The 21,404-nt window shown below is 73.7% G+C and carries 19 protein-coding genes; 6 read left to right on the forward strand and 13 right to left on the reverse strand.

Annotation, left to right across the window (positions count from 1 at the left end):
* Window positions 1–14 precede the first annotated feature (14 nt).
* From HLB15_RS00895 to HLB15_RS00905, 3 genes are all read right to left on the reverse strand, one after another.
* Window positions 15–1,433, reverse strand: a complete 1,419-nt coding sequence (locus HLB15_RS00895; protein WP_229785615.1) for a class-II fumarase/aspartase family protein — start codon at window positions 1,431–1,433, stop codon at window positions 15–17.
* Window positions 1,434–1,761: 328 nt separating this feature from the next.
* Window positions 1,762–1,899, reverse strand: coding sequence for a hypothetical protein (locus tag HLB15_RS00900; protein ID WP_171102746.1), 138 nt, complete (start codon window positions 1,897–1,899; stop codon window positions 1,762–1,764).
* Window positions 1,900–2,026: 127 nt separating this feature from the next.
* Window positions 2,027–3,844 carry an FAD-dependent oxidoreductase gene (locus HLB15_RS00905; RefSeq protein ID WP_171102748.1) on the reverse strand — a complete coding sequence of 606 codons (1,818 nt, stop codon included), beginning with the start codon at window positions 3,842–3,844 and terminating at the stop codon, window positions 2,027–2,029.
* 115 nt (window positions 3,845–3,959) lie between these two features.
* Between HLB15_RS00905 and HLB15_RS00910 the strand changes: the two genes are divergently transcribed.
* Window positions 3,960–4,616: a histidine phosphatase family protein gene (locus tag HLB15_RS00910; RefSeq protein WP_171102750.1), complete on the forward strand. Its 657-nt coding sequence runs from the start codon at window positions 3,960–3,962 to the stop codon at window positions 4,614–4,616.
* 33 nt (window positions 4,617–4,649) lie between these two features.
* Window positions 4,650–5,141: a PH domain-containing protein gene (locus HLB15_RS00915; RefSeq protein ID WP_171102753.1), complete on the forward strand. Its 492-nt coding sequence runs from the start codon at window positions 4,650–4,652 to the stop codon at window positions 5,139–5,141.
* A 41-nt stretch (window positions 5,142–5,182) separates the two neighbouring features.
* Here the strand turns inward: HLB15_RS00915 and HLB15_RS00920 are convergent, their stop codons facing one another.
* Window positions 5,183–5,971: a MerR family transcriptional regulator gene (locus HLB15_RS00920; protein WP_171102755.1), complete on the reverse strand. Its 789-nt coding sequence runs from the start codon at window positions 5,969–5,971 to the stop codon at window positions 5,183–5,185.
* Window positions 5,972–6,013: 42 nt separating this feature from the next.
* On the opposite strand from HLB15_RS00920, the gene HLB15_RS00925 reads away from it, so the two are divergent.
* Window positions 6,014–6,481 (forward strand): DUF6194 family protein, encoded by a 468-nt coding sequence (locus tag HLB15_RS00925; RefSeq protein WP_171102758.1) that lies wholly within the window; start codon window positions 6,014–6,016, stop codon window positions 6,479–6,481.
* Between the two features lie 137 nt (window positions 6,482–6,618).
* Here the strand turns inward: HLB15_RS00925 and HLB15_RS00930 are convergent, their stop codons facing one another.
* The 3 genes from HLB15_RS00930 to HLB15_RS00940 form a co-directional block, all read right to left on the reverse strand.
* Window positions 6,619–7,305: an MOSC domain-containing protein gene (locus HLB15_RS00930; protein ID WP_171102760.1), complete on the reverse strand. Its 687-nt coding sequence runs from the start codon at window positions 7,303–7,305 to the stop codon at window positions 6,619–6,621.
* Window positions 7,306–7,371: 66 nt separating this feature from the next.
* Window positions 7,372–8,544, reverse strand: a complete 1,173-nt coding sequence (locus tag HLB15_RS00935; protein WP_171102762.1) for a metallophosphoesterase family protein — start codon at window positions 8,542–8,544, stop codon at window positions 7,372–7,374.
* A gap of 81 nt (window positions 8,545–8,625) precedes the next feature.
* Window positions 8,626–10,011: an amino acid permease gene (locus HLB15_RS00940; RefSeq protein ID WP_171102764.1), complete on the reverse strand. Its 1,386-nt coding sequence runs from the start codon at window positions 10,009–10,011 to the stop codon at window positions 8,626–8,628.
* Between the two features lie 79 nt (window positions 10,012–10,090).
* Here HLB15_RS00940 and HLB15_RS00945 point away from each other — a divergent pair, with 79 nt between their 5' ends.
* Both HLB15_RS00945 and HLB15_RS00950 read left to right on the forward strand, forming a co-directional pair.
* Window positions 10,091–11,464 (forward strand): NAD(P)/FAD-dependent oxidoreductase, encoded by a 1,374-nt coding sequence (locus HLB15_RS00945; protein WP_229785614.1) that lies wholly within the window; start codon window positions 10,091–10,093, stop codon window positions 11,462–11,464.
* Between the two features lie 251 nt (window positions 11,465–11,715).
* Entirely contained in the window at window positions 11,716–12,438 is a 723-nt protein-coding gene (locus tag HLB15_RS00950; protein WP_171102768.1) for a VOC family protein, read from the forward strand.
* An 18-nt stretch (window positions 12,439–12,456) separates the two neighbouring features.
* Here the strand turns inward: HLB15_RS00950 and HLB15_RS00955 are convergent, their stop codons facing one another.
* The 6 genes from HLB15_RS00955 to HLB15_RS00980 are packed head-to-tail and all read right to left on the reverse strand — an operon-like array spanning window position 12,457 to window position 17,749.
* Window positions 12,457–13,080, reverse strand: coding sequence for a nucleoside/nucleotide kinase family protein (locus HLB15_RS00955; protein WP_171102770.1), 624 nt, complete (start codon window positions 13,078–13,080; stop codon window positions 12,457–12,459).
* Window positions 13,081–13,103: 23 nt separating this feature from the next.
* Window positions 13,104–13,595, reverse strand: a complete 492-nt coding sequence (locus HLB15_RS00960) for a CoA-binding protein (RefSeq protein ID WP_171102772.1) — start codon at window positions 13,593–13,595, stop codon at window positions 13,104–13,106.
* Entirely contained in the window at window positions 13,592–14,920 is a 1,329-nt protein-coding gene (locus HLB15_RS00965; protein ID WP_171102773.1) for an O-acetylhomoserine aminocarboxypropyltransferase/cysteine synthase family protein, read from the reverse strand. The genes HLB15_RS00960 and HLB15_RS00965 overlap by 4 nt, the downstream gene beginning before the upstream one ends.
* Before the next feature lie 37 nt (window positions 14,921–14,957).
* Window positions 14,958–15,782, reverse strand: coding sequence for an ABC transporter permease (locus HLB15_RS00970; protein WP_171102775.1), 825 nt, complete (start codon window positions 15,780–15,782; stop codon window positions 14,958–14,960).
* The gene (locus HLB15_RS00975; RefSeq protein WP_171102777.1) at window positions 15,775–16,833 is read right to left on the reverse strand and encodes an aliphatic sulfonate ABC transporter substrate-binding protein; all 1,059 of its coding nucleotides are present in this window, start codon (window positions 16,831–16,833) and stop codon (window positions 15,775–15,777) included. Before HLB15_RS00975 ends, HLB15_RS00970 begins: the two co-directional genes overlap by 8 nt.
* A gap of 55 nt (window positions 16,834–16,888) precedes the next feature.
* Window positions 16,889–17,749 (reverse strand): ABC transporter ATP-binding protein, encoded by an 861-nt coding sequence (locus tag HLB15_RS00980; RefSeq protein WP_171102780.1) that lies wholly within the window; start codon window positions 17,747–17,749, stop codon window positions 16,889–16,891.
* Window positions 17,750–17,941: 192 nt separating this feature from the next.
* On the opposite strand from HLB15_RS00980, the gene HLB15_RS00985 reads away from it, so the two are divergent.
* Window positions 17,942–21,388 carry a S41 family peptidase gene (locus HLB15_RS00985; RefSeq protein ID WP_229785613.1) on the forward strand — a complete coding sequence of 1,149 codons (3,447 nt, stop codon included), beginning with the start codon at window positions 17,942–17,944 and terminating at the stop codon, window positions 21,386–21,388.
* Window positions 21,389–21,404: the final 16 nt, after the last annotated feature.

Here is a 21,404-nt window from a genome sequence, read left to right on the forward strand (position 1 = left end):
GCGGGTGGGTGGGCTCAGAGGCCGACCAGGACGCGGTCCGGTGCCGCGACGGGCTCGGGGGACGGCTCGCGGACCGAGAGGGGCACCGGCTTGGCCACGCGGGCGCTGAACTCCAGACGGTCGGCGACGGCACGCGCGTGCTGCGCCATCTCGTGCGCGATCGTGATGCTCTCGCCGAGGTAGGCCCGCGGGTCGATGAGGCGGCGGATCTCGTCGCGGTCGAAGTAGGCGCTGACGGTCGCGTTCCGCACCAGCAGGTCGAGGAACGGCGTGTCGCCGACGGCGGACTCCTGCGCCACCTCGTACACGACCTCGTGGGCCTGCTGCCGGCCGATGCGCTCGCCGAGCTCCATCATGAGCGACTCCGAGCCGATGAGGCCCTCGCTCAGCGCGAGGTTGGCGCGCATCCGCTGCTCGTCGAGCTCGAGACCGTCGACGATGACGTCCAGCCGGGTCAGGATGTCGCCCGCGAGCACGGTCGCCCGGGCCACCGTCTCCTCGAGCAGGTCGGTCATGCCGCCGTTGGCCTCGTGGTCGTGCTGCATCGACTCCAGTGCGGGCGCGGCGAGCGCGCGCAGCTGAGCGCTCATGGACAGCAGGTCGAGGGCGAGCTGCGGGTTGCGCTTGTGCGGCATGGTCGACGAGCCGACGGTGCCCTCGGGGATCGGCTCGAAGGCCTCGCCGAACTCCGGCTGCATCATCGAGTAGATGTCCTTGCCGATCTTCCCGGCCGTGCCGGCGATCTGGGCGAGGGTGAGGACGAGCTCGACGATGCCGTCGTTGATGGCACGCGACGGCACCGGCATGGTGCCGAGGTCGAGGTGGTTGGCGACCCGGCGCTCGACCTCGCGGCCCGCCGGGCCGAACGACGCGAACGTGCCCACGGCCCCGCCCATGAGCACGCGGAACAGCCGGTCCTCGAGGCGCTCGAGCCGGTCGGTGTGCGCGGTGAGCTCGTCGATCCAGACGGCCACCTTGAAGCCGAACGTCACCGGCACCGCGTGCTGGCTGTGCGTGCGGCCGGCCATCGGGACGGCGGCCGACGCCTCTGCCTGCTTGGACATGCCGCGCAGCACCCGGGCGATGAGGTCCTTGAGCGCGCGGTGCGCGTCCCGCAGCACGAGGACGTCGGCCGTCTGGGTGATGTTCTGGGTGGTGGCGCCCCAGTGCACCCAGCCGCCGTGCTCGCTGCCGACCACGCGGGCGAACTCCTCGATGAGGGGCATGAGGGGGTGGCTGGCCGAGGCCGTGCCCGCCGCGACCCGGGCGAGGTCCAGCTTCTCGACCTGCGCGTGCCGGGCGATCGCGTCGCCGGCGGGCTCGGGGATCAGGCCGACCTCTGCCTCGGCGAGGGCGAGGGCCGCCTCGACGTCGAGGCGCGCCTGGAATCGGTTCTCGACGCTGAAGAGGCACGCGATGCCGGCATCGGGCACGCGACCGTCCGTGTAGTGTCGAATCGATTCGTTGATCATCCCTGGATTCCCCGCTCGAGTGTGTCACCGACCGGGCTTTCGCATCTCCGGGCGGAACGTCGTACCGAATTCTGGAAGATGGAGCGCCATCCAGCCTAGCGGAAATGTTTCCGGCATGTAACAGACGTGATGCCGATCACACCGGGGACGGTCGGGATGTGGCCGCGATCAGGGGCTTCACGCGGGAGCACACCCGATCGGGTGAACTTCGAGCCGTCTCGCCAGGCGGACACCGCCACCGGCCGAAAAAGACCCGGCGCCCCCGGATGTCCGGGGGCGCCGTGGGATCTCAGGCCGCGGGCTGTTCCTCGGCGGCGTCGCGCTCCTCGCGATGGGGCGCGAACGCGTCGAGCGCGCTCCGATGCAGGAGCGTGGTGCGGCGCGGGTTGGCGATGGAGTGGTACTGAGCGTCGTCGGCGTCCGTCATGGTCCTCCTCCGGTGCAGGTGTTCTGTGGCGCTGCACGGTGTTCACCGCTGATGTGCGGATCATCTATTTTCCGTGGTGGGCGCCCATAGCGTCGACACCGGGAGGTGTGATATCGGACTCACACGCTCAGTCGGCGGCCCGCCCCAGCACCGCGCGCAGCGCCTCGCCGAGAGCCCGCTCCGGGTCGTCGGCCAGCGACTGCACCCGCCACGCCACGTGCGTGTCGGGCCGCACCAGCACGGCACCCGACTCCTCGACGCCCCGGATCCGCGCCCAGTCGTAGTAGGTGTCGATCACCTCGCGGCCCGGCCCGATCACCACGGTCTCCAGCGGCACGCCGAGCTCGGCGGCGACCTTCGCCGCGGCGTCGGCCCACGCCTCGCCCGCGATACCCGTCACGAGGGTGAACCGCCCGTACGGGGCGAGGTCGTGCGTCGAGAGCTTGTGCCCGGCGGTGTCGGCCACCCAGACGTGCGGGAACCGCGCGCCGGGGACGGTCGACGGCACGTAGTACAGCTCGGGGTCGCGCTCGTCGTCCGGCTTCGGCGACCCGTCGGGGACGACGGCGGACGACGTGTAGAACTGCCCCATCTCGACGCCGTGCGCGTTGAACTCGTAGTGCTTGAGGTCCATCGCCTCGACGAGCGCCGCGCGCTTGGCGGCGCCCGCCGGGGTGTTCGCCTTGCGTTCGTCGATCGCGGCCTGCATCTCCTCGGGCGACCCGGCGTCGAGCACCCCGAGCACCTCGAGGAACCGGAACTCGCCGCCCGACTTGTTGGCGCGCAGCACGATCTGCTCGGCCACGGGGGCGCGCTCGGCCGAGTAGGTCTCCAGCAGGGACGGCGCGGCGTACCCCCGCAGCACCCCGGCGATCTTCCAGGCCAGGTTGTAGGAGTCCTGCACCGACGTGTTGGACCCGAGGCCGTTGCTCGGCGGGTGCCGGTGCACGGCGTCGCCGACGCAGAAGACGCGACCCTCCTGCAGGTGCGTCGCGTACATGCGGTTGTTGCCCCACAGCGAGTAGCCGGTGATCTCGACGTCGAGGTCCTCCTGGCCGACGAGCTGGCGGACGATCGCCGCGGCCGCGTCGTCGTCGAGCTGCGGCGGCTCGCCGGCGATGTCGTAGCCCCACACGACCAGCCACTCGTCCCACGGCCGCACCATGCGGACGAGGCCCGCGCCGATGCCGCCGACGTCGGAACCCGGCTGGAGCACCCAGTACAGGACCGAGGGCCGGTGCGCGACGAGGTGGGACAGGTCCGCCGTGAACGTGATGTTCATGGAGCCTGCGATGTCCATCGCACCCTCCATGGGCAGGCCGAGGTCCGCCGCGACCTGCGAGCGGGCGCCGTCGCCGCCGATCAGGTACCTCGACCGGATCGTGTACTCGGCCCCGGTGAGCCGGTCGCGCACGCGGGTGCTGACGCCGTCGGCGTCCTGGGTGTGGCCGAGGTACTCGGTCGAGAAGCGCGACTGGGCGCCGCGCTGGGACGCGTTCCGGACGAGGATCGGCTCGAGGTAGGTCTGCGGGATGTCGACGGTGAGCGACGGCGAGGCGAGCCGCGCGTCGGCCTCGCGGGCCGGATGGGTCTCCCACGTGAGGATGCGGCCGATCTCCTCCCCCGCGATCGACGTGCAGAACACGGTGTCGCCGACGAGCTCGTGCGGCGTCGCGTCCGCGAGCACCTGGTCCTCGATGCCCAGGTCGCGGAAGATCTCCATGGTGCGCTGGTTGGTGATGTGCGCGCGGGGCGTGTTCGCCGTCCACCGGTACTTGGTGATCATGATCGTGTCGATCCCCAGGGACGCCAGGAACAGCGCGGCCGAGGCGCCGGCCGGTCCTGATCCCACGACGAGCACCTCGGTCTCGACCGTGGTCTCCGTGCTGGGGGCTGCGGGGCTGGGCGGTGTGGTCGGGGTCTGACCGTCGTCGAACTCAGGCATGCGCCCCAGGATGTCGCGCCTGGCGGGGACATAAAAGGGCAAACCAGTAATATTTGCCCTGCTCCGCGACGGCGTGACGGGTGCGAAGCGCCTCCGGACGCAGGATGCTCGTGTCATGCCCGATGACGCGACGCCCCAGCCCCTGACGCCCCCGCGCGACCCCCAGCTCGTGCTGCTCCGGCACGGCGAGACGGAGTGGAGTCGCAGCGGTCAGCACACCGGGCGCACCGACCTCCCGCTGACGCCCGCGGGCGAGGAGCAGGCCCGGGTCGCCGGGCAGACCCTCGCCCGGTACGAGTTCGCCGCCGTGCGGACGTCGCCGCTCGCCCGGGCGCGACGCACCGCCGAGCTCGCCGGCTACCCCGACGCCGTGCCGGACGACGACCTCATGGAATGGGACTACGGCCCCGTGGACGGGCGCACGTCGCGCGACGTCTCCGCCGAGCTCGGGCGGGAGTTCCAGATCTTCGACGACGGCGTGCACGTGCTGCCGCCGTCCGCCGACCACGGCGACGGGCGCGCCGGCGAGACGCTCGAGGAGGTCGCGGAGCGCGCGGCCCGTGTCGTCGCGCGGGCCGAGGAGACGCTCCAGGCCGGGGGCGACGTGCTGCTCGTGGCGCACGGCCACCTGCTGCGCGTGCTGGCCACGGTGTGGCTCGGCGTCGACCCGCGTCTGGGCGCGCGGTTCGAGCTCGGGACCGCCGCCGTCTGCCTGCTGGGGTACGGGCACGGCCTGCGGACCATCGAGGGCTGGAACCTGGCCGCACAGTAGATCCCCTTGGCGCAGTAGGGCAGTATTCGCGGAATGAGGGAAGAGCACCTCGCCGAGGGCGAGACGATCGTGATGCAGCTCCGCACCCACCCCAAGAAGATCGTCAAGCCGGTCTTGCTGCTCCTCGTGCTGGTCGCCGTCCTGGTGGCGGTGTGGGTGCTGCCGCTGCCCGTCGACGCGGTCGTGCTGTGGTTCGCGACGGCCGTGCTCGTGCTGCTCGGGATCGTCGCCGCGGCCGGGCCGTTCCTGCGCTGGCGCACCACGCGCTACGTCATCACCAACCAGCGCGTGGCGCTGCGCACGGGCATCCTCACGCAGACCGGGCGCGACATCCCGCTGTACCGGATCAACAACGTCACCTTCGAGAAGCAGCTCAGCGACCGGTTCTTCGGCTGCGGCACCCTCGTCATCTCCGACGGGACGGACCAGCCGGGCATGGTGCTCGACGACGTGCCGGACGTGGAGCAGGTGCAGCGCACGCTGCAGGACCTCGTGCGGCAGGGGCAGCAGCTGAGCGACGACTGAGGCGGGGTCCGGCCGCTCGCCGGGAACCGAGGAGCCGCGCGTCAGCCGGGAGCGGCCAGGGCAGCGACGTCGGAGCCGGCGCGGAGGAGAGCCAGGGTTCGTGTCGCGATCCGCCGCAGTCGGTCGTCGAGGATCTCGCGGGCCCGGTCGACGCCCGCACCGGCGTCCAGCGAGCGGATCACCTCGCGGACCGCCGGGACGCCGTACCCGCCGGCCCGGAGCGCCGCGACGACGCGCGCCTCCCGCACCGCAGCGGACCCGTACCGGCGGGCGCGCAGGGTCGTGACCCGCTCGGGGTGCACGAGGCCCTCCTGCTCCCAGAACCGCAGCGTCGACGTCCGGACGCCGAGCGCGGCGGCGAGCTGGGTGATCGTCAGGGCGTCGGGGTGCTCGTCGGCCGCAGGACCCTCGCCCCGGATCGCGTCGAGCGCCGCGAGGGCGCGCAGCACCTCCTCGCGCTCGCGGGCGAAGCGCGCGTGGACGGCGTTGACGGCGGCGAGCGCGTCGGTGAGGACGGACGGTGCGGGGTCGGCCGCGGCGCCCCGAGGCTGGGCCGGTGTGGGATCGGACGGTCCGGCCGCCGCGTCGCGGGCCGCGACGAGAGCCCCGAGCAGGCAGCGCGCGTCGACCGGTCCTGCGGCCGCGGCCAGCCCGCGGTAGGCGTGCAGCGCGCGCACGTGGTCGGCCGTGTACGCCCGGTAACCGTTGGGTTCTCGCACCGCGGGCGGCAGGACGCCGAGCCGCTCCAGGTCCCGGACCTGCTGCGCGGAGTACCCGGTCGCCCGGACGACGTCGGCCGTGCGGAGCGGTCCGTCGGCACGTGATGTCATGCGCAGAACCCCACAGAAGCACTTGAAGGTGATGCTTGAAGCATGGATCACTCGCAGAGTACCGACCCGAGCATCGACCGGATCGTCGAGGAGGTGCGCGGCCTCGAGGGTGCGCTCGTCGTCGCGCCCGTGGCAGGCGACCCGGACGTCCCGGAGCCGGCGTGGGGCGACGCCTTCTTCTACTACGCGCCGGACGGGCAGATGCCGACGAACGTGCAGCCCTACGGCACGGTCGTCACGAAGAACTACCCGGAGGACACGTCGTCCGACCTGGACGGGCCGGGCCGGTGGCGCGTGAACATCCACGTGGGCCGGACGGCGGCCGCCGAGCTCGTCGACGCCGGCACGAGCGACTTCTCCACCGCCGACGTGCTGCTGCCGCACCCGGTGTACGGCTCGATGGGCTGGGTGTGCGTCGTCACCCCGGGACCGCGGACCACCGCGACGGTGCTCCGCCTGCTGCGCGAGGCCCACGAGGCGGCCCGCGCCCGCTACGCCCGCAGACACTGAGGGCGCCCCGCGGCGCTGAGGTGGGCGCCCGGCGGCGCTGAGATCTGGTTCTTCGGCCGAGATCTGGTCGTGCACGAGCAGATCTCGACCGGAATGCCAGATCTGAGCGACCCGCCGGCGCCAGGCAGGCGCCGCCGTCAGCTCGCCGGCGTCGCCGCGCGGGTCAGGGCGCGCTCCGTGCGCTGCTGCAGATCGGTGCTGAGGCGGATCTCGCCCGCGGCCTGCGCGTCGACCAGGCGGCGGGCGATCGTCCCCAGGGCGACGCGGTCCCCCGCGCCGCGGACGGCGTGGCTCGCGCCGAACCAGTCGGCGACGGTCACGCCGTGCGCGGGGCGGGACACCACGTCGACGGCGTCGCCCGCGCCGAGCTCGCCGTTCTCGACCACCCGCAGGTAGGCACCGGTGCGGTTGGCCTGCGTGAACCGGCGCACCCAGTGGTCCTCGCCGAGCCGGCGCGCGAACGTCTGGCAGGGCGTGCGTGGCTGGGTCACCTCGAGCAGAGCGGTGCCGACGCGCCACCGCTCGCCGATCACCGCACCGTTCACGTCGATGCCGCGCGTGCGCAGGTTCTCCCCGAACAGCCCGGGCACGACCTCGCGGCCGAGCTCCGGCGCCCAGTGGTCGGCGTCCTCCTGCGCGTAGGCGTAGACGGCCTGGTCGTACCCGCCGTGGTCGGCGCGGTTCGCCTGCAGGTCGGCGTACAGGCCGAGCGGGCGCACCGCGACGCGCCCCTCGACGGCGCGCTTGTCGATGGCCGTGACGCCGACCGAGCCGCTGTCGGGGAGCAGGGCGTGGACGCGGCAGACCGCGAGAAGCTCAGCCATGGGCAGATCTTCTCATTCCCGGCAGGACGGTCCGCCCGGTGATGTTCGCCGGAGCGGACCGCCCGGTCACTTTCGGCGGGGCAGCGGCAGCGGCTCCATCCACTGGTCGTCGGCCGTCAGGTCGATGCCGAACTCCGAGGCGAACCGCATGCGGGTGCCCGCGAGCACCCCGTCCACGGACTCGTCGAGGTCGTACACGCGCGCACCGCGCAGCCGGTTCCGCTCCGCGCCGGACAGGCCGTAGGTACCGAACCCGGTGTTCCCCGCGTACCCGAGGAGCACGCCGTAGTAGTCGCCGCTGTACGTGTTGACGTGGTCGTGCCCGCAGAACACGCCGCGCACGTCGCCGCGGTGCCGGATCGCCGAGAACATGCCGGAGTTGAACGGGCCGGGGCACTCCTCCTCGTTGCGCTCCCCCTCGATCCGGTGCCGCACCCGGCCGCGCTCGTGGTCGGCGTCCGTGCGGCCGTCGACCGAGCCGAACCACATGAACCGGTACTCCCACAGCGGGATGTGGATGAACATCAGCGACGGGATGGGCCGCCCGTACCGGCGCTCGAGGCCCACGGACGTGTCGAAGTACCACTTCACCTGGTCCATGCGCAGCCAGTCCCACGTGGGGTAGCCCGCGAAGTCCTGCCCGCCCAGCGTCTCGGGCGCGTAGCGGCCGGAGTCGAGCAGCCAGACGTTGAACGCCGGGCGGCCGTCCCGTCCGTCGATCAGCAGGTGCGAGTTGCCCTGCCCGGTGACGCCCCGCGCCGTCGGGCCGTTCACGTTGTGCCGGTAGGACCGGTAGAAGGCGAGCATGTCCGCCTCGTCCACCCCGCTCTCGGGCGTCGAGTCCTCGTCGTGGTTGCCGAACGTCACGGCCCACGGGATGTCGCGCTCCTCCATCGGCTGCACCACGTTGTTCATCGCCTGGTGCATCTCGAGCGGCGTGTCGCACCCGCCGGTGATGTTGTCGCCGTTGAGCACCACGAGGTCGGGGCGCTCGTCGTCGAGCACCGCCCGCATCAGCTCGAGCGTGCGGCGGTCGATCTTCTCGTCGTCCTGCGTGTCGTTGAACTGGACGATGCGGAAGCGCCCGTCCCGCCCGAACCGCAGTCCCCGCCGCGGGTGCCTGCCGAGCTCGCGGCTCTGCTCGGCGGCCTGGGCAGGGGGCGCGGTGGCCGCCGCCGCGACACCCGCGGCGCTCAGGGAGAGGAAGGTACGGCGGTCGACGCCGGAGTTCTCGCTCATGCCGACGACGATCCGGGACGTCGCCGACGACCGTCCGACCGGCGGGTGGACGCCCGGTGACGGTCTGCTGAACGCCGCGGCTCAGCGCTCGGCGGGTGCCCGCCGCACGGCCCGCGTGATCGCGTAGACCGCGAGGATGACCACGACCAGACCTGCGGTGGCGGCGATCTGCGGACGGGCGGCGGCGTCGGACAGCATGAGACCCACGACCGCGACCAGGGCGACCAGGGTGGCCCACGAGAGCCACGGGTACCCCCAGGCGCGCAGCGGCAGCCGCTCGCCGCGCTCGGCGGCGGCCGCCTCCAGGCGCGGCCGCAGCCGGAGCTGGGAGACGACCACCAGGAGCCACACCACGAGCAGCGCCGAGCCGACGGCGTTGAGCAGCACGCCGAGCAGCGACTCCGGCAGCAGGTAGTTGAGCAGCACGGCGACGACGCCGAAGAACACCGACACCAGCACTGCCACCCACGGGACGTCGCGGCGCGAGACCCTGGTCGCGAGCGCCGGTGCGTCCCCGCGCCCGCCGAGCGAGAAGAGCATGCGGGACGTCGCGTAGACGTTGGCGTTGAACGCGCTGAGCAGCGCCAGCACGACGACGACCTCCATGAGCCGCGCGGCGCCGTCGAATCCGGCCATCTCCAGGACGGCGACGAAGGGCGACTCGAGCCGCGCGGCGTCGGTCCACGGGATGAGGGCGACCATGATCGCCACGGAGCCGACGTAGAAGAAGAGGATGCGCCACAGGATGGTGCGCGTCGCGGCCGCGACGGCCTTCTGCGGCTCGCGGGCCTCCGCCGCGGCGATCGTGACGATCTCGATGCCGCCGAAGGCGAAGACGACCGTGAGCAGGCCGGCGGCGATGCCCGGTAGCCCGGCGGGCGCGAAGCCGCCGTGGGCGGCCCAGTCGCCGAGGATGCTGCCCGTCACGGGGACGACGCCGACCACCACCAGCACGCCGAGCACGAGGAAGCCCACGATGGCGGCGACCTTGATCGCCGCGAACCAGAACTCGGCCTCGCCGAACTGGCGCACGCCGACGAGGTTGATCGCGCCGAACACGGCCACGACGACCGCGGCGACCGCCCACTGGGGCACGGCGGGCCACCAGCCGTGCACGATCCCCGCCACGCCGGTCACCTCGACGCCGAGCACCATGACGATGGTGAACCAGTACAGCCAGCCGAGCAGGAACCCGGCCCAGCGGCCCAGCGCGGTCTCGGCGTAGACGGAGAAGGAGCCGCTGGAGGGGAGCGCGGCGGCCATCTCGGCGAGCATGCGCATGACGAGGACGACGATCGCGCCCGCGATGGCGTAGCTGAGCAGGACGGCGGGGCCCGCCGCGGCGACGCCCAGCCCCGAGCCGAGGAACAGGCCGGCCCCGATGGCCGAGCCGAGGCCCATCATGGTCAGGTGGCGGGTGCGCAAGCCGTTGGCGAGCGTGCGGCCGGTCGTGTCAGAGGTGCTCACGACCGACCACGGTAACCCGGGGTGCGCCGGGGAACCGCAGCGGATGTGAGCGGTCCCGGTCCGGTGGAGACTCATGTCTGTGACGGATCCAGCGCATGCCACGCCCGAGCCGGAGGCCCCGGACGACGAGTACGGCCTCGAGAGGGCCCTGACCGGGCCGTCCGAGCCGCTGCCGCACGTGGTCGTGGTGGGTGGCGGGTTCGCGGGGATGGCCGCGGTCAAGGCGCTGCGCGACGCACCCGTGCGGATCACGCTCATCGACCGCCGGGTCTACAACACGTTCCAGCCGCTGCTGTACCAGGTGGCCACCGGCGGGCTGAACCCGGGCGACGTCACCTACTTCCTGCGCGGCCTGCGGCTCAAGCAGAAGAACCTGCACGTGGTGCACGAGCACCTGGTCGAGGCGGACCACGAGGCGAAGAAGATCCGGCTGCTCAACGACCACTGGATCAGCTACGACCACCTCGTGGTCGCCACGGGCGTGACCACGAACTTCTTCGGCACGCCGGGCGCGAAGGAGTTCGCGTTCCCCATGTACTCGCGCTCGCAGGCGATGCGGATCCGCGACAACCTGTTCATCCGGCTGGAGCGTGCCGCGAAGTCGAAGCGGACCGACGACGGGCTGCGGGTCGTCGTCGTGGGTGGTGGCGCGACCGGCGTGGAGGTGGCGGGCGCTCTGGCGGAGCTGCGCACGGCGGGCCTGCGGCCGGCCTACCCGGAGATCCACGGCGACGCGTTCGAGGTCAAGGTGGTGCAGCGGGGCGGGGAGATCCTCAAGTCGTTCGCGCCCCAGCTGCGGACCTACGCCGCGCAGGAGCTCAAGCGGCGCGGGGTCTCGCTGCACCTGGGCGCCGGTGTCGCGGCGGTCGAGAAGGACGCGGTGGTGCTCACCGACGGCACGCGCATCCACGCCGACCTCACGGTGTGGTCCGCGGGCGTGCACCCGCACGAGGAGGTGGGCGGCTGGGGCCTGCCGCAGGACGACAGCGGCCGCATCCGGGTCGGCGAGGACCTCCAGGTCGAGGGCCTGCCGGGCGTGTTCGCCGCGGGCGACGTCGCGGCGTCACCCGCCGACCTGCCGCAGCTCGCCCAACCCGCCATCCAGGGCGGCGAGCTGGTGGGCCGCAACATCCGCGCGCTGCTCGAGGGCCGGCCGACCGCGGCGCTGCGCTACGTGGACAAGGGCACGATGGCGGTGATCGGCCGCCGTGCCGCGGTCGCGGAGATCAACCTGCCCGGCGGCCGGGCGATCCGGCTCACCCGGGGTGTCGCGTGGCTGGTCTGGCTGTTCGTGCACATCATGTCCCTGGTCGGGCCGCGCAACCGCGTCACGACGCTCGCGGGCCTCGTGACGCGCTACGGGTTCCCGTTCCACCGGCGGCCGGTGCCGATCGTGGGCGACGTGCCGACGGTGCGCCCGCCGAAGCCGCGCCCGCGCCAGGACGTCGGCTGAACGCACCGCGTCAGCCGAAGGCGCGGTACCCCGTCGTCTCGGTCTCGGCGCCCCACGCGTCGAGGGCCCACACCGCGGCCTCACCGAGCGCCGTCGCCAGCGCGGGCAGCTCGGGCACCGCGGGCTGACCAGGCTATTCACAGGTCTGTGGACAATGCCTGTGGACAGCGCGGCGGACGGCAGCGGTCCGGTGGGGGGTGTCAGTGGCTCGGTGCACAGTAGAGGGACCAACGACAGGACAGGACACCGCCATGACCGAACAGACCCCCGCCGGCGTGGGGACGCTCGACACCGTGGTCCTCGACGTGCCGGACGTCGCCGCAGAGGCCGGCTTCTGGAAGGCGCTCACGGGTGGCAGCGTGTCGTCGGAGTCCGACGACTGGATCACCGTGGTGACACCCGACCGCTGGGGCATCGGGTTCCAGCGCGCGCCCGACCTCGTGCCGCCGCAGTGGCCGGGACAGGACCACCCGCAGCAGGCGCACCTCGACCTCTACGTACCCGACCTGGCGGCGGCGAGCGCCCGGGCGGTCGAGCTCGGTGCGACGGTGCTGCGCGAGAACGAGCAGTGGGTCACGCTGGCGGACCCGGCCGGGCACCCGTTCGACGTGTGCCTCAAGGAGGGCGCGGACGGCGTGACCGTGATGGGCGCGACGTTCGACTGCCCGGACGCGTCGGCGCTCGCGCGGTTCTGGTCGGGCGTCGTGGGCGCGCCCGTGACGTACGACGCCGACGGCGTGGCCATGCTGGGCGGCCCGAGGCCGCTGCTGTTCCAGTCCGTCGAGGGGTACACCGCGCCGCGGTGGCCGGACCCGGCCTTCCCGCAGCAGGTGCACCTGGACATCGAGGTACCGGACCTGAACGCCGGCGAGGAGGCCGTGCTGGCGCTGGGCGCGACGCGGCTGCCCGGCGGGGAGGACGGCTTCCGAGTGTTCGCCGACCCGGTGGGCCACCCGTTCTGCCTGGTGCGCTGACCGGCGCGCCGACCCTGGTCAGGCGTGCACGAGCGCCGGGTGGTCCGGGTGGTCGACCCGGACCACCAGGTCGGGCACGCCCTCGATCTCGCGCAGGTACCGGTCCCACGCGGGCAGCGCCCAGGCGTCCTCGGGCGGCGTGCGCCGGCGCAGGGTGCCGGGCTTGAGCTCGAGGTGGACCGTGAGGTCGACGTCGAGGCCGCGCCCGGCGGCGAGCGTGCCGTCGAGGAGGACGACGGTGCCCGGCGCCGCGTCGATGTAGGCGGCGCGGGTGGCGCGGTCGGTGTCGGGGTCGCGGAGGCTGGGCAGGTACTCGTGTCGTTCCGCGACGCGTGTGAGCACCTCGCGGTTGAGCGCGCCGACGTCGATCCGGTCGTCGAGGAGGCTGTCGGGGTCCTCGCGCCCGCGCTCGAACCGCAACGAGCGCGGGCGCAGGAAGTCGCGGACGCTGACGCGCGCCGTCGGCCGCCCCGCCGCCTCGAGCGGGGCGACCAGCGCGTCGGCGAGCGCGTCGGGCCGGGCCGTCGGGTGCCCGTCGACCAGCAGCCGCACGGGCTCGTCGCCGGAGGCCCGGCCGAGCACGAGCCCGACGAGCCGCTCCACGAGGAGGGCGGTGCTGACGGGTTCGACGTGGGGGCTCATCGGGGCACGACCCTACGCCTCGGTCACCGCTCCGCCCGGCGCGAGCTGATGACGCCCGTGTCGAAGCCCGCCAGGTGCAGGCCGCCGTGGAACCGGGCGTGCTCGATCTTCACGCACCGGTCCATCACGACCTCCAGCCCCGCGGCCTCCGCCCGGCGCGCGACGTCCTCGTGCCACGAGCCGAGCTGCAGCCACAGCGTGCGGGCACCCACCGCGAGGGTGTCGTCCAGCACGGACGGCAGGTCCTCGTGCCGCCGGAAGACGTCGACGAGGTCGGGCACCACGGGCAGGTCGGCGAGGCTCGGGTACACGGGGCGGCCGAGGATCTCGGTGGCCCGCGGGTTGACGAAGTACACGTCGTAGGACGAGGACGACAGCAGGTAGGTCGCCACGAAGTAGCTCGCGCGCGCCGGGTTGGCCGACGCGCCGACGATCGCGACCGACCGGGTCGCCCGCAGGATGCGCCGTCGTTCCTGGGCGCTGGGGCCCTGCCAGGTCCGCACCGTCTCGCTCATCGGGCCACCCCCGTCGCCGCCGTCAGCGCCTGGTCGAGGTCCCAGAGGATGTCGTCGACGTCCTCCAGACCCACCGAGATGCGTACCAGGTCCTCCGGCACGCCCGCCGCCTCGAGCTGTTCGGCCGAGAGCTGCTGGTGCGTGGTGGACGCCGGGTGGATGACGAGCGTGCGCGCGTCGCCCACGTTCGCGAGGTGCGAGGCGAGCTGCAGCGCCTCGATGAACCGGCTGCCTGCCTCGCGCGCGGTCGGCGCGGGCGCGTCGCCGGACGTGTCGGGCACGCGCAGGCCGAACGCGAAGACCGATCCCGGCCCGAGCGGCAGGTACCGGCGGGCGCGGTCGTGGTGCGGGTGCGACGGCAGGCCCGCCCACCGCACGGACGAGACGCGCGGGTCGGCCTCGAGCCACTCGGCGACGGCCCGGGCGTTGGCCAGGTGCGCGTCCATCCGGTACGGGAGCGTCTCGACGCCCTGCAGGAGCTGGAACGCCGCCTGCGGCGAGAGCGCGGGCCCGATGTCGCGCAGCTGCTCCGAGCGCAGCTTGGTGAGGAACCCGTACTCGCCGAAGTTGGCCCACCAGCTCACGCCGCCGTAGGACGGCACGGGCTCGGTCATCTGCGGGAACTTGCCGTTGCCCCAGTCGAACCGGCCGGACTCGACGACGACGCCGCCGAGCGTGGTGCCGTGCCCGCCGAGGAACTTGGTCGCGGAGTGGATCACGATGTCGGCGCCGTGCTCGATCGGTCGCACGAGGTACGGCGTCGCGAGCGTCGCGTCGACGACGAGCGGGACGCCGGCCGCGTGGGCGACCTCCGCGAGGCCCGCGAGGTCGGCGACCTCGCCGGACGGGTTGGCGACGACCTCGGTGTAGACGGCCTTGGTCCGCGGCGTGATCGCCGCGGCGTAGTCCGCGGGGTCGGTGCCGGGCACGAACGTGGTCTCGACGCCGAATCGTCGCAGGGTCACGTCGAGCTGTGTCACGGTGCCGCCGTAGAGCTGCGCGGAGGCGACGACGTGGTCGCCCGCGCCCGCGAGCGCCGCGAACGTGATGAACTCGGCCGACATGCCGGACGCCGTCGCGACGGCCCCGATGCCGCCCTCGAGCGAGGCGAGGCGCTCCTCGAGCGCTGCGACGGTCGGGTTGCCGATGCGGGAGTAGATGTTGCCGTACTTCTGCAGCGCGAAGAGGTTCGCGGCGTCGTCCGTGTCCTGGAACACGAACGACGTGGTCTGGTAGATCGGCACCGCCCGGGCCCCGGTGGCCGCGTCGGGGATGCCCCCGGCGTGCAGGGCCCGGGTGCGGAACCCGAAGGTGTGCTCGGTCATCGTGCTGCTCTCTTCCGGTCGACGGGTGCGGAGGCCATCATGCCCACCTGCGCAGCAGGCGCCGTTCCGCGAGCCCGATGAGCGCGTCCGTCACCTTGCCCAGCAGCGCGAGCAGCACGATCGCCAGGAGGATGCGGTCGACGCGCCCGTTCTGCTGCGAGTCGGTGAGCAGGAAGCCGAGGCCCATGGACGACGCGATGAGCTCCGCGGCCACGAGGAACAGCCACGCCTGCGCGAGCGCGAGCCGCAGCCCGGCGACCAGCGACGGCAGCACGGCGGGCAGCTGGACGACCGAGAGCAGCCGCAGGCCGCGCAGCCCGAACGCGCGCCCTGCCTCGACGAGGTGCGGGTCGACGTGCCGCAGCGCGGCCGCGACGGTCGTGTACACGGGGAAGAAGGCGCCGATCGCGATGAGCGTGATCTTGGACTCCTCGCCGATCTTGAGCCACAGGATGAGCAGCGGCACCCACGCGAGCGACGGCACGGCGCGGATCGCACCCAGCGTGGGGGCGAGCAGGAGGTCGCCGAGCCGGGACAGGCCGACGAGCGCGCCCACGGCGAGCCCCGCCGCCGCGCCGACGGCGAACCCGACGAGCACGCGCTGCGTCGAGATCGCCACGTGGTGCCAGAGCTGGCCGCGCTCGACGAGGTCGACGGCGGCGTCCCACACCGCCACGGGGCCGGGCAGCTGGTAGGGCGGCACGAGGCCCGCCGCCGTCGTCCCCCACCAGGCGCCCAGGAGGGCGACCGGGACGAGGAGGCCCAGCGCCACGCGGCCGGCCCGGCCGAGTCGGGCGCGTCCTGCGGCCGTCGCCGGACCGGCAGGACCGGACGGTGCGGTCACGGCCGCCCGGTCACTCATCGGTGACCGCCTCCTGCGCGAACTCGGGCGCGAACAGCTCGTCGAGCGCGGTGTCGACGTTGGTCTGCGCGGGCACGTCGCCCGAGTCGACGAAGATCGGGCCGACGACCTCGAGCACCGCGCGCTGCTCGTCGCCGGGCACGGGGTCCAGGTCGAGCACGGTGCGCTCCTCGATCACCGTGGCGGCGACCTCCGGGTCGATCCCCGCGACGTCGGCCAGCAGCGCGGACAGCTCCTCGGGGTGCTCCAGCGCCCACGCCCGGGCCCGCTCGTAGGCGTCGACGACGGCCTGCGTCACGTCGGGGTGCTCCTCGACGAACTCCTCGCGCGCGTTGAGGAATCCGTAGGTGTTGAAGTCGATGTTCCGGTAGACCAGCCGGTCGCCCGCCTCGGCCTCGGCCGCCGCCATGATCGGGTCGAGCCCCGCCCACGCGTCGACCGAGCCGTTGTCGAGCGCCGCGCGGCCGTCGGCGTGCTGCAGGTTCTGCACCTCGACGTCGTCGAGCGCGATGCCTGCCTCCTCCAGCGTCTGCAGCAGGAAGAAGTAGGGGTCGGTGCCCTTGGTCGCGGCGATCGAGGTGCCCTCGAGGTCGGCGACGTCGGTGATGTCCGAGTCGCCGGGCACGACGATCGCCGACCACTCCGGCTGGCTGTAGATGTCGACCGTGCGGATGGGCGAGCCGTTCGCCCGCGCCAGGAGTGCGGCCGATCCCGCCGTTGAGCCGAAGTCGACCGCCGCGGCGCGCAGGTTCTCGTTCGCGGTGTTGGACCCGTCGGACTGCACCCAGGTCACCTCGACGCCGTCGAGCTCCTCCTCGAGCCAGCCCTGCTCGCGGATCACGAGGCTCAGCGGGTTGTAGGTCGCGAAGTCGACCGCGACGGCGTCGGTGCTCCACCCGCCCGAGCCGGCGTCGGAGCTGCCCGCCGCGGCGCTCCCCTCCCCCGCGACACAGCCGCTCAGCGCCAGCACGGCAGCGGTCAGGCCTGCCGCCACCGGCGCTGCCGTCGAGGTCAGGGTCCGGCCGGGCGTCGTGATCGTGCGGTCGCGCATGGTTCGTCCTCTCGCTGCCCGACGGCGGTCGGCGGGCTGGTGTGTTCGGAAAGCTTCAGCGGTCGTGGTGGGTCGGGACGCCGAGGCCGTCGAGCAGCTCGGCGCGGAGCTCGGCCAGGTCGCGCGCCGCGCGGTCACGCGGTCGTGCGCCGGGCACCTCGACGACGCGGGCGACGCTGCCGGCGGGGGCGGCGCCCTGCCCCAGCGTGCGCAGCAGCACGACGCGGTCGGCGAGGTAGAGCGCCTCCTCGACGTCGTGCGTGACCAGCAGCACCGTGGCGGGCTGCGCGGCGTGGACGTCGAGCAGCAGGTCCTGCATCCGCAAGCGGGTCAGGGCGTCGAGCGCCCCGAACGGCTCGTCGAGCAGCAGCACGCCGGGGTCACGGGCAAGGGCCCGGGCGAGCGACGCCCGCTGCGCCATCCCGCCGGACACCTGCCGCGGCCGCAGCTCCGCCGCCCCGGACAGGCCCACGAGGTCGAGCAGCCGGGCCACGCGCTCGCGGCCCGCCGGTCGTGGGGTCCCGGCGGGCAGCCCGAGGGCCACGTTCTGCGTGAGGGTGCGCCACGGCAGCAGCCGAGGCTCCTGGAAGGCGACGGCGGTGCGCGGGTCGGCCCCGGCGACCGGGGTGCCGTCGACCGTCACCCGGCCTGCCGTGGGCGCGTCGAGCCCGCTGACCTGCCGCAGCAGCGTCGACTTGCCGCAGCCCGACGGGCCGAGCACGGCGACGATCTCGCCGGGCGCCACCTCGAGGTCGACGCCCGCGAGCACGGTGCGGGGCGTGCTGCCCCGGCCCGCGGGGAACGCTCGCGCGACGCCGTCGAGACGGACCGGCAGCGCGCTCGTGCCCCGTCCGCCGCCCGGGCTCGTCGTGGGCACGGGCGACGGCAGGGCCGTCTGCTCCGTGGGCAGAACCATCGTCGTGCCTCCCGTGCGCTCGGTCCGGTGCCTCGCGTTCACGAGGCACCGTCGATGGCTCTCATCGAAGCGGACGATGTGTCGGTGAGACCAGGGCGTTCCGCGATGTGAGACCACGATGCGGACGCACCTCGTCCGCCGCGGGACCCATTTCCGATGACGGGTGTCGGAGGCCGCGAGTACGTTGGCCGGGTGACCCAGCCCACTCTCCGGCCCTATCTCCGATACCCCCACGTCCACGGCGACCAGGTCGCCTTCGTCGCCGACGACGACGTCTGGCTCGCCCCGGTGTCCGGCGGGCGTGCCTGGCGGCTGACCAGCGACCACGTCCCGGCGACCACGCCGCGCTTCGCGCCGGACGGCACGAGGCTCGCCTACGTCTCCCACAAGGACGGCCACCCCGAGGCGTACCTCGTCGACCTGGCCGACGGCGCGACGCGGCGCCTCACCTGGTTCGGCGGCACCAGCCTCACCGTGCTCGGCTGGGACGAGGAAGGCCGCGTGCTGGTCTCGTCCAACGCGGGCACCCCGGAGCGCTCGCTCACCGTGGTGCGCGCCGTCGCGCTCGACGGCACGGTCGAGACCCCGCGCCGCTACGGCCCCGCCTGGGGCGTCGCCGAGCACGTGGCGGGCGACGGCGCCCGCACCACGGCCCTCGTCTCGGCCGGCTACCGCACCCCGGCCTACTGGAAGCGGTACCGGGGCGGCACGGCGTCGGTGCTGTGGCTCGACCGCGGCACGGGCGACTGGGAGCGACCCCTGCCCGACGAGACCGCGGGCGTCTACGACCCGATCTGGATCGGCGACAGCCTGGTGCTCACGTCCGACCGGGGCGCGACCTTCCCCGACCACGCCGACGAGCAGGCCAACCTCTGGGTGCTCGACGGCCTGGCGGGCGCCGACGGCACGCCCGAGCCGCGGCAGCTCACCCACCAGGGCCCGGCCGAGGGCTACGTGCGCGACGCCGCGTCCGACGGCTCACGCATCGTCTGGCACAGCCGGGGCGACCTCTGGCTGCTCGAGGGCCTGGACGGCACCCCGCGCCGGCTCGACATCACGCTCACGGGCGCGCTGCCCCAGCCGTACTCGACCGACCCCGACTCGAGCCCCGTGCCCGTCGACGGGATCGCCGTCGACACGACCGGCGACGCGAGCGTCGTCGGCTGGTTCGGCACGGCGTGGTGGGTCACCCACCGCGCCGGGCCTGCCCGCGCCCTCGTCGCCGACCCGGGTGTCCGCGTGCGCGAGCCCGTGCTGCTCGGCGACACACGCCGTGCCGCCGTCGTCACGGACGCGCCGCGCACCACGGCCGACGGCGTGAGCCGGGAGGACGCGCTCGAGATCCACGCGCTGCCCGGCACCTCGGCCGGCGTGCCGTCCGACGATCCGCAGCGGCTCGCGGCCGGTGAGCTCGGCCGGGTCCTGCACCTCGCGGCGAGCCCGTCCGGCGACCGGGTCGCCGCCGTCTCGCACGACGGCCGGATCAGCGTGGTCGCGACGCCGGACACGTCCGGCGACCAGGAGCCCGCCGTCGCACCCGGCACGGTGACGGAGGTCGGCCGGTCCGCCGACGGCGAGGCGCTCTCGCCCACGTTCTCGCCCGACGGGCGGTACCTCGCCTGGTCGAGCCCGACGGGCACCGTGGGCGACCACCACCAGATCATGGTCGCCGACCTGCACGCCGAGCAGCCCGCGGCCGTGCCGCTCACGTCGGGGCGGTTCCACGACTTCTCGCCCGCGTTCAGCGACGACGGCCGGTATCTCGTCTTCCTCTCCGACCGCACGTTCGACCCGTCCTACGACTCGCACGAGTTCGGCCTCTCGTTCAGCGCCGCGACGCGGCCCTGGCTCATCCCGCTGTCCGCGACCGAGCCCGCCCCGTTCGGCCCGAGCGCCGACGGCTGGCGGCTCGCCAAGGCGGAGGACAAGGCGGAGGGCAGGGCGGACGAGAAGGCCGACGACACGACGAAGGGCACGACGAAGGAGACGACGAGGGACACGGCAGACGACGCCAAGGACGCCTCGCCGGCGACCCCCTCCCCCGAGATCGACCTCGACGGCGCCGAGGAGCGCGTCGTGCCGTTCCCTGTGACGTCGGGCCGCTACCGCGACCTGCAGGCGGTCAAGGGCGGCGTGCTCTGGGTCCGGGAGACCGACGACGCGGGCGTGCTCGGCTCCCGGCACGCCGGCGCCGAGGAGGAGCCTGCGCCCAACGTGCTCCAGCTCTGGTCCTTCGAGGCCCGCAGGGTGACGGACGTCGCCGAGAAGGTGCACTTCTACGCGGTCTCGGGCGACGGCGAGCGGATCGTCGTCCGGTCCGGGTCGGGACTGGCCACGCAGTCGGCGACGAGCAAGCCGGGCGACGGCGACCCGACCGCGTTCGACATCGACCTGTCCCGTCTGCGCCACGAGGTGGACCCGCGCAGGCAGTGGCACCAGATGTTCGACGAGAACGCCCGCATCATGCGCGACCACTTCTGGCGTGCGGACATGGACGGCGTCGACTGGGCCGGCGTCGTGGAGCGGTGGCGGCCGCTCGTCGACCGGGTCGCGACCCACGCCGACCTGGTGGACGTGCTGTGGGAGACGGTCGCGGAGCTCAACACGTCCCACGCGTACGTCCGGGCGCCGGGGCCCCTGGGCGACGAGTCGCGGCGGCTCGGCCTGCTGGGCGCCGACCTTGCACGCACGGCGGACGGCTGGCGCATCGAGCGCGTGCTGCCGAGCGAGTCGTCCGACCCGGGCGCCCGGTCGCCGCTGCGCGCGGCGGGCGTCGACGCCCGCCCGGGCGACCTGGTCGTCGCGGTCGACGGACGCCCCGTCGACCCCGTGGCCGGCCCGGCGGCGAACCTCGTCGGCGCGGCGGAGACGCCCGTCGAGCTGACCCTGCGCCGGCCCGCGGGCGGCGACGGCGACGCGGCAGGCACCGACCGGCGGGTCGTCGTCGTGCCGCTGGCCGACGAGTCCGACCTGCGCTACCAGGACTGGGTGCGCTCGCGCCGCGAGTACGTCGCCGAGAAGTCCGGCGGGCGGCTCGGCTACGTGCACGTGCCGGACATGATGAGCACGGGCTGGGCCCAGCTCCACCGCGACCTGCGCCTGGCGACCGAGCGGGAAGGCGTCGTGGTCGACGTGCGGTTCAACGGCGGCGGGCACACCTCGCAGCTCGTCATCGCGCGCCTCGCCGCCCGCGTGGTCGGCTGGGAGCTGAACCGGCACTACGGCAGGCCCGCGACCTACCCGGACCGCGCGCCGCGCGGACCCGTCGTGCTGGTCACCAACGAGTACGCAGGGTCGGACGGCGACATCGTGAACGCCGCGGCGCAGGCACTCGGCATCGGCCCGGTGGTCGGCGTGCGCACGTGGGGCGGCGTGGTCGGCATCGACGGGCGGTTCGGCCTCGTCGACGGCACGGGGATCACCCAGCCGCGCTTCTCGTTCTGGCTCGACGGCAAGGGCTTCGGCGTGGAGAACCACGGCGTTGACCCGGACATCGAGGTGCGGCACACACCGGCGGAATACTTCTCCGACGTCGACCGGCAGCTCGACACCGCGATCGCCGAGGCGTTCCGGCGCCTCGACGAGCGCCCGGCGGCCACACCGCCCGCGTTCCCGGAGCCGCGGGTCCGCCGGGCCTGAGCCGCGCCCGGTCCGG

The sequence above is a fragment of the Promicromonospora citrea genome, from assembly GCF_013004695.1.
Classification (GTDB): Bacteria; Actinomycetota; Actinomycetes; order Actinomycetales; family Cellulomonadaceae; genus Promicromonospora; species Promicromonospora citrea.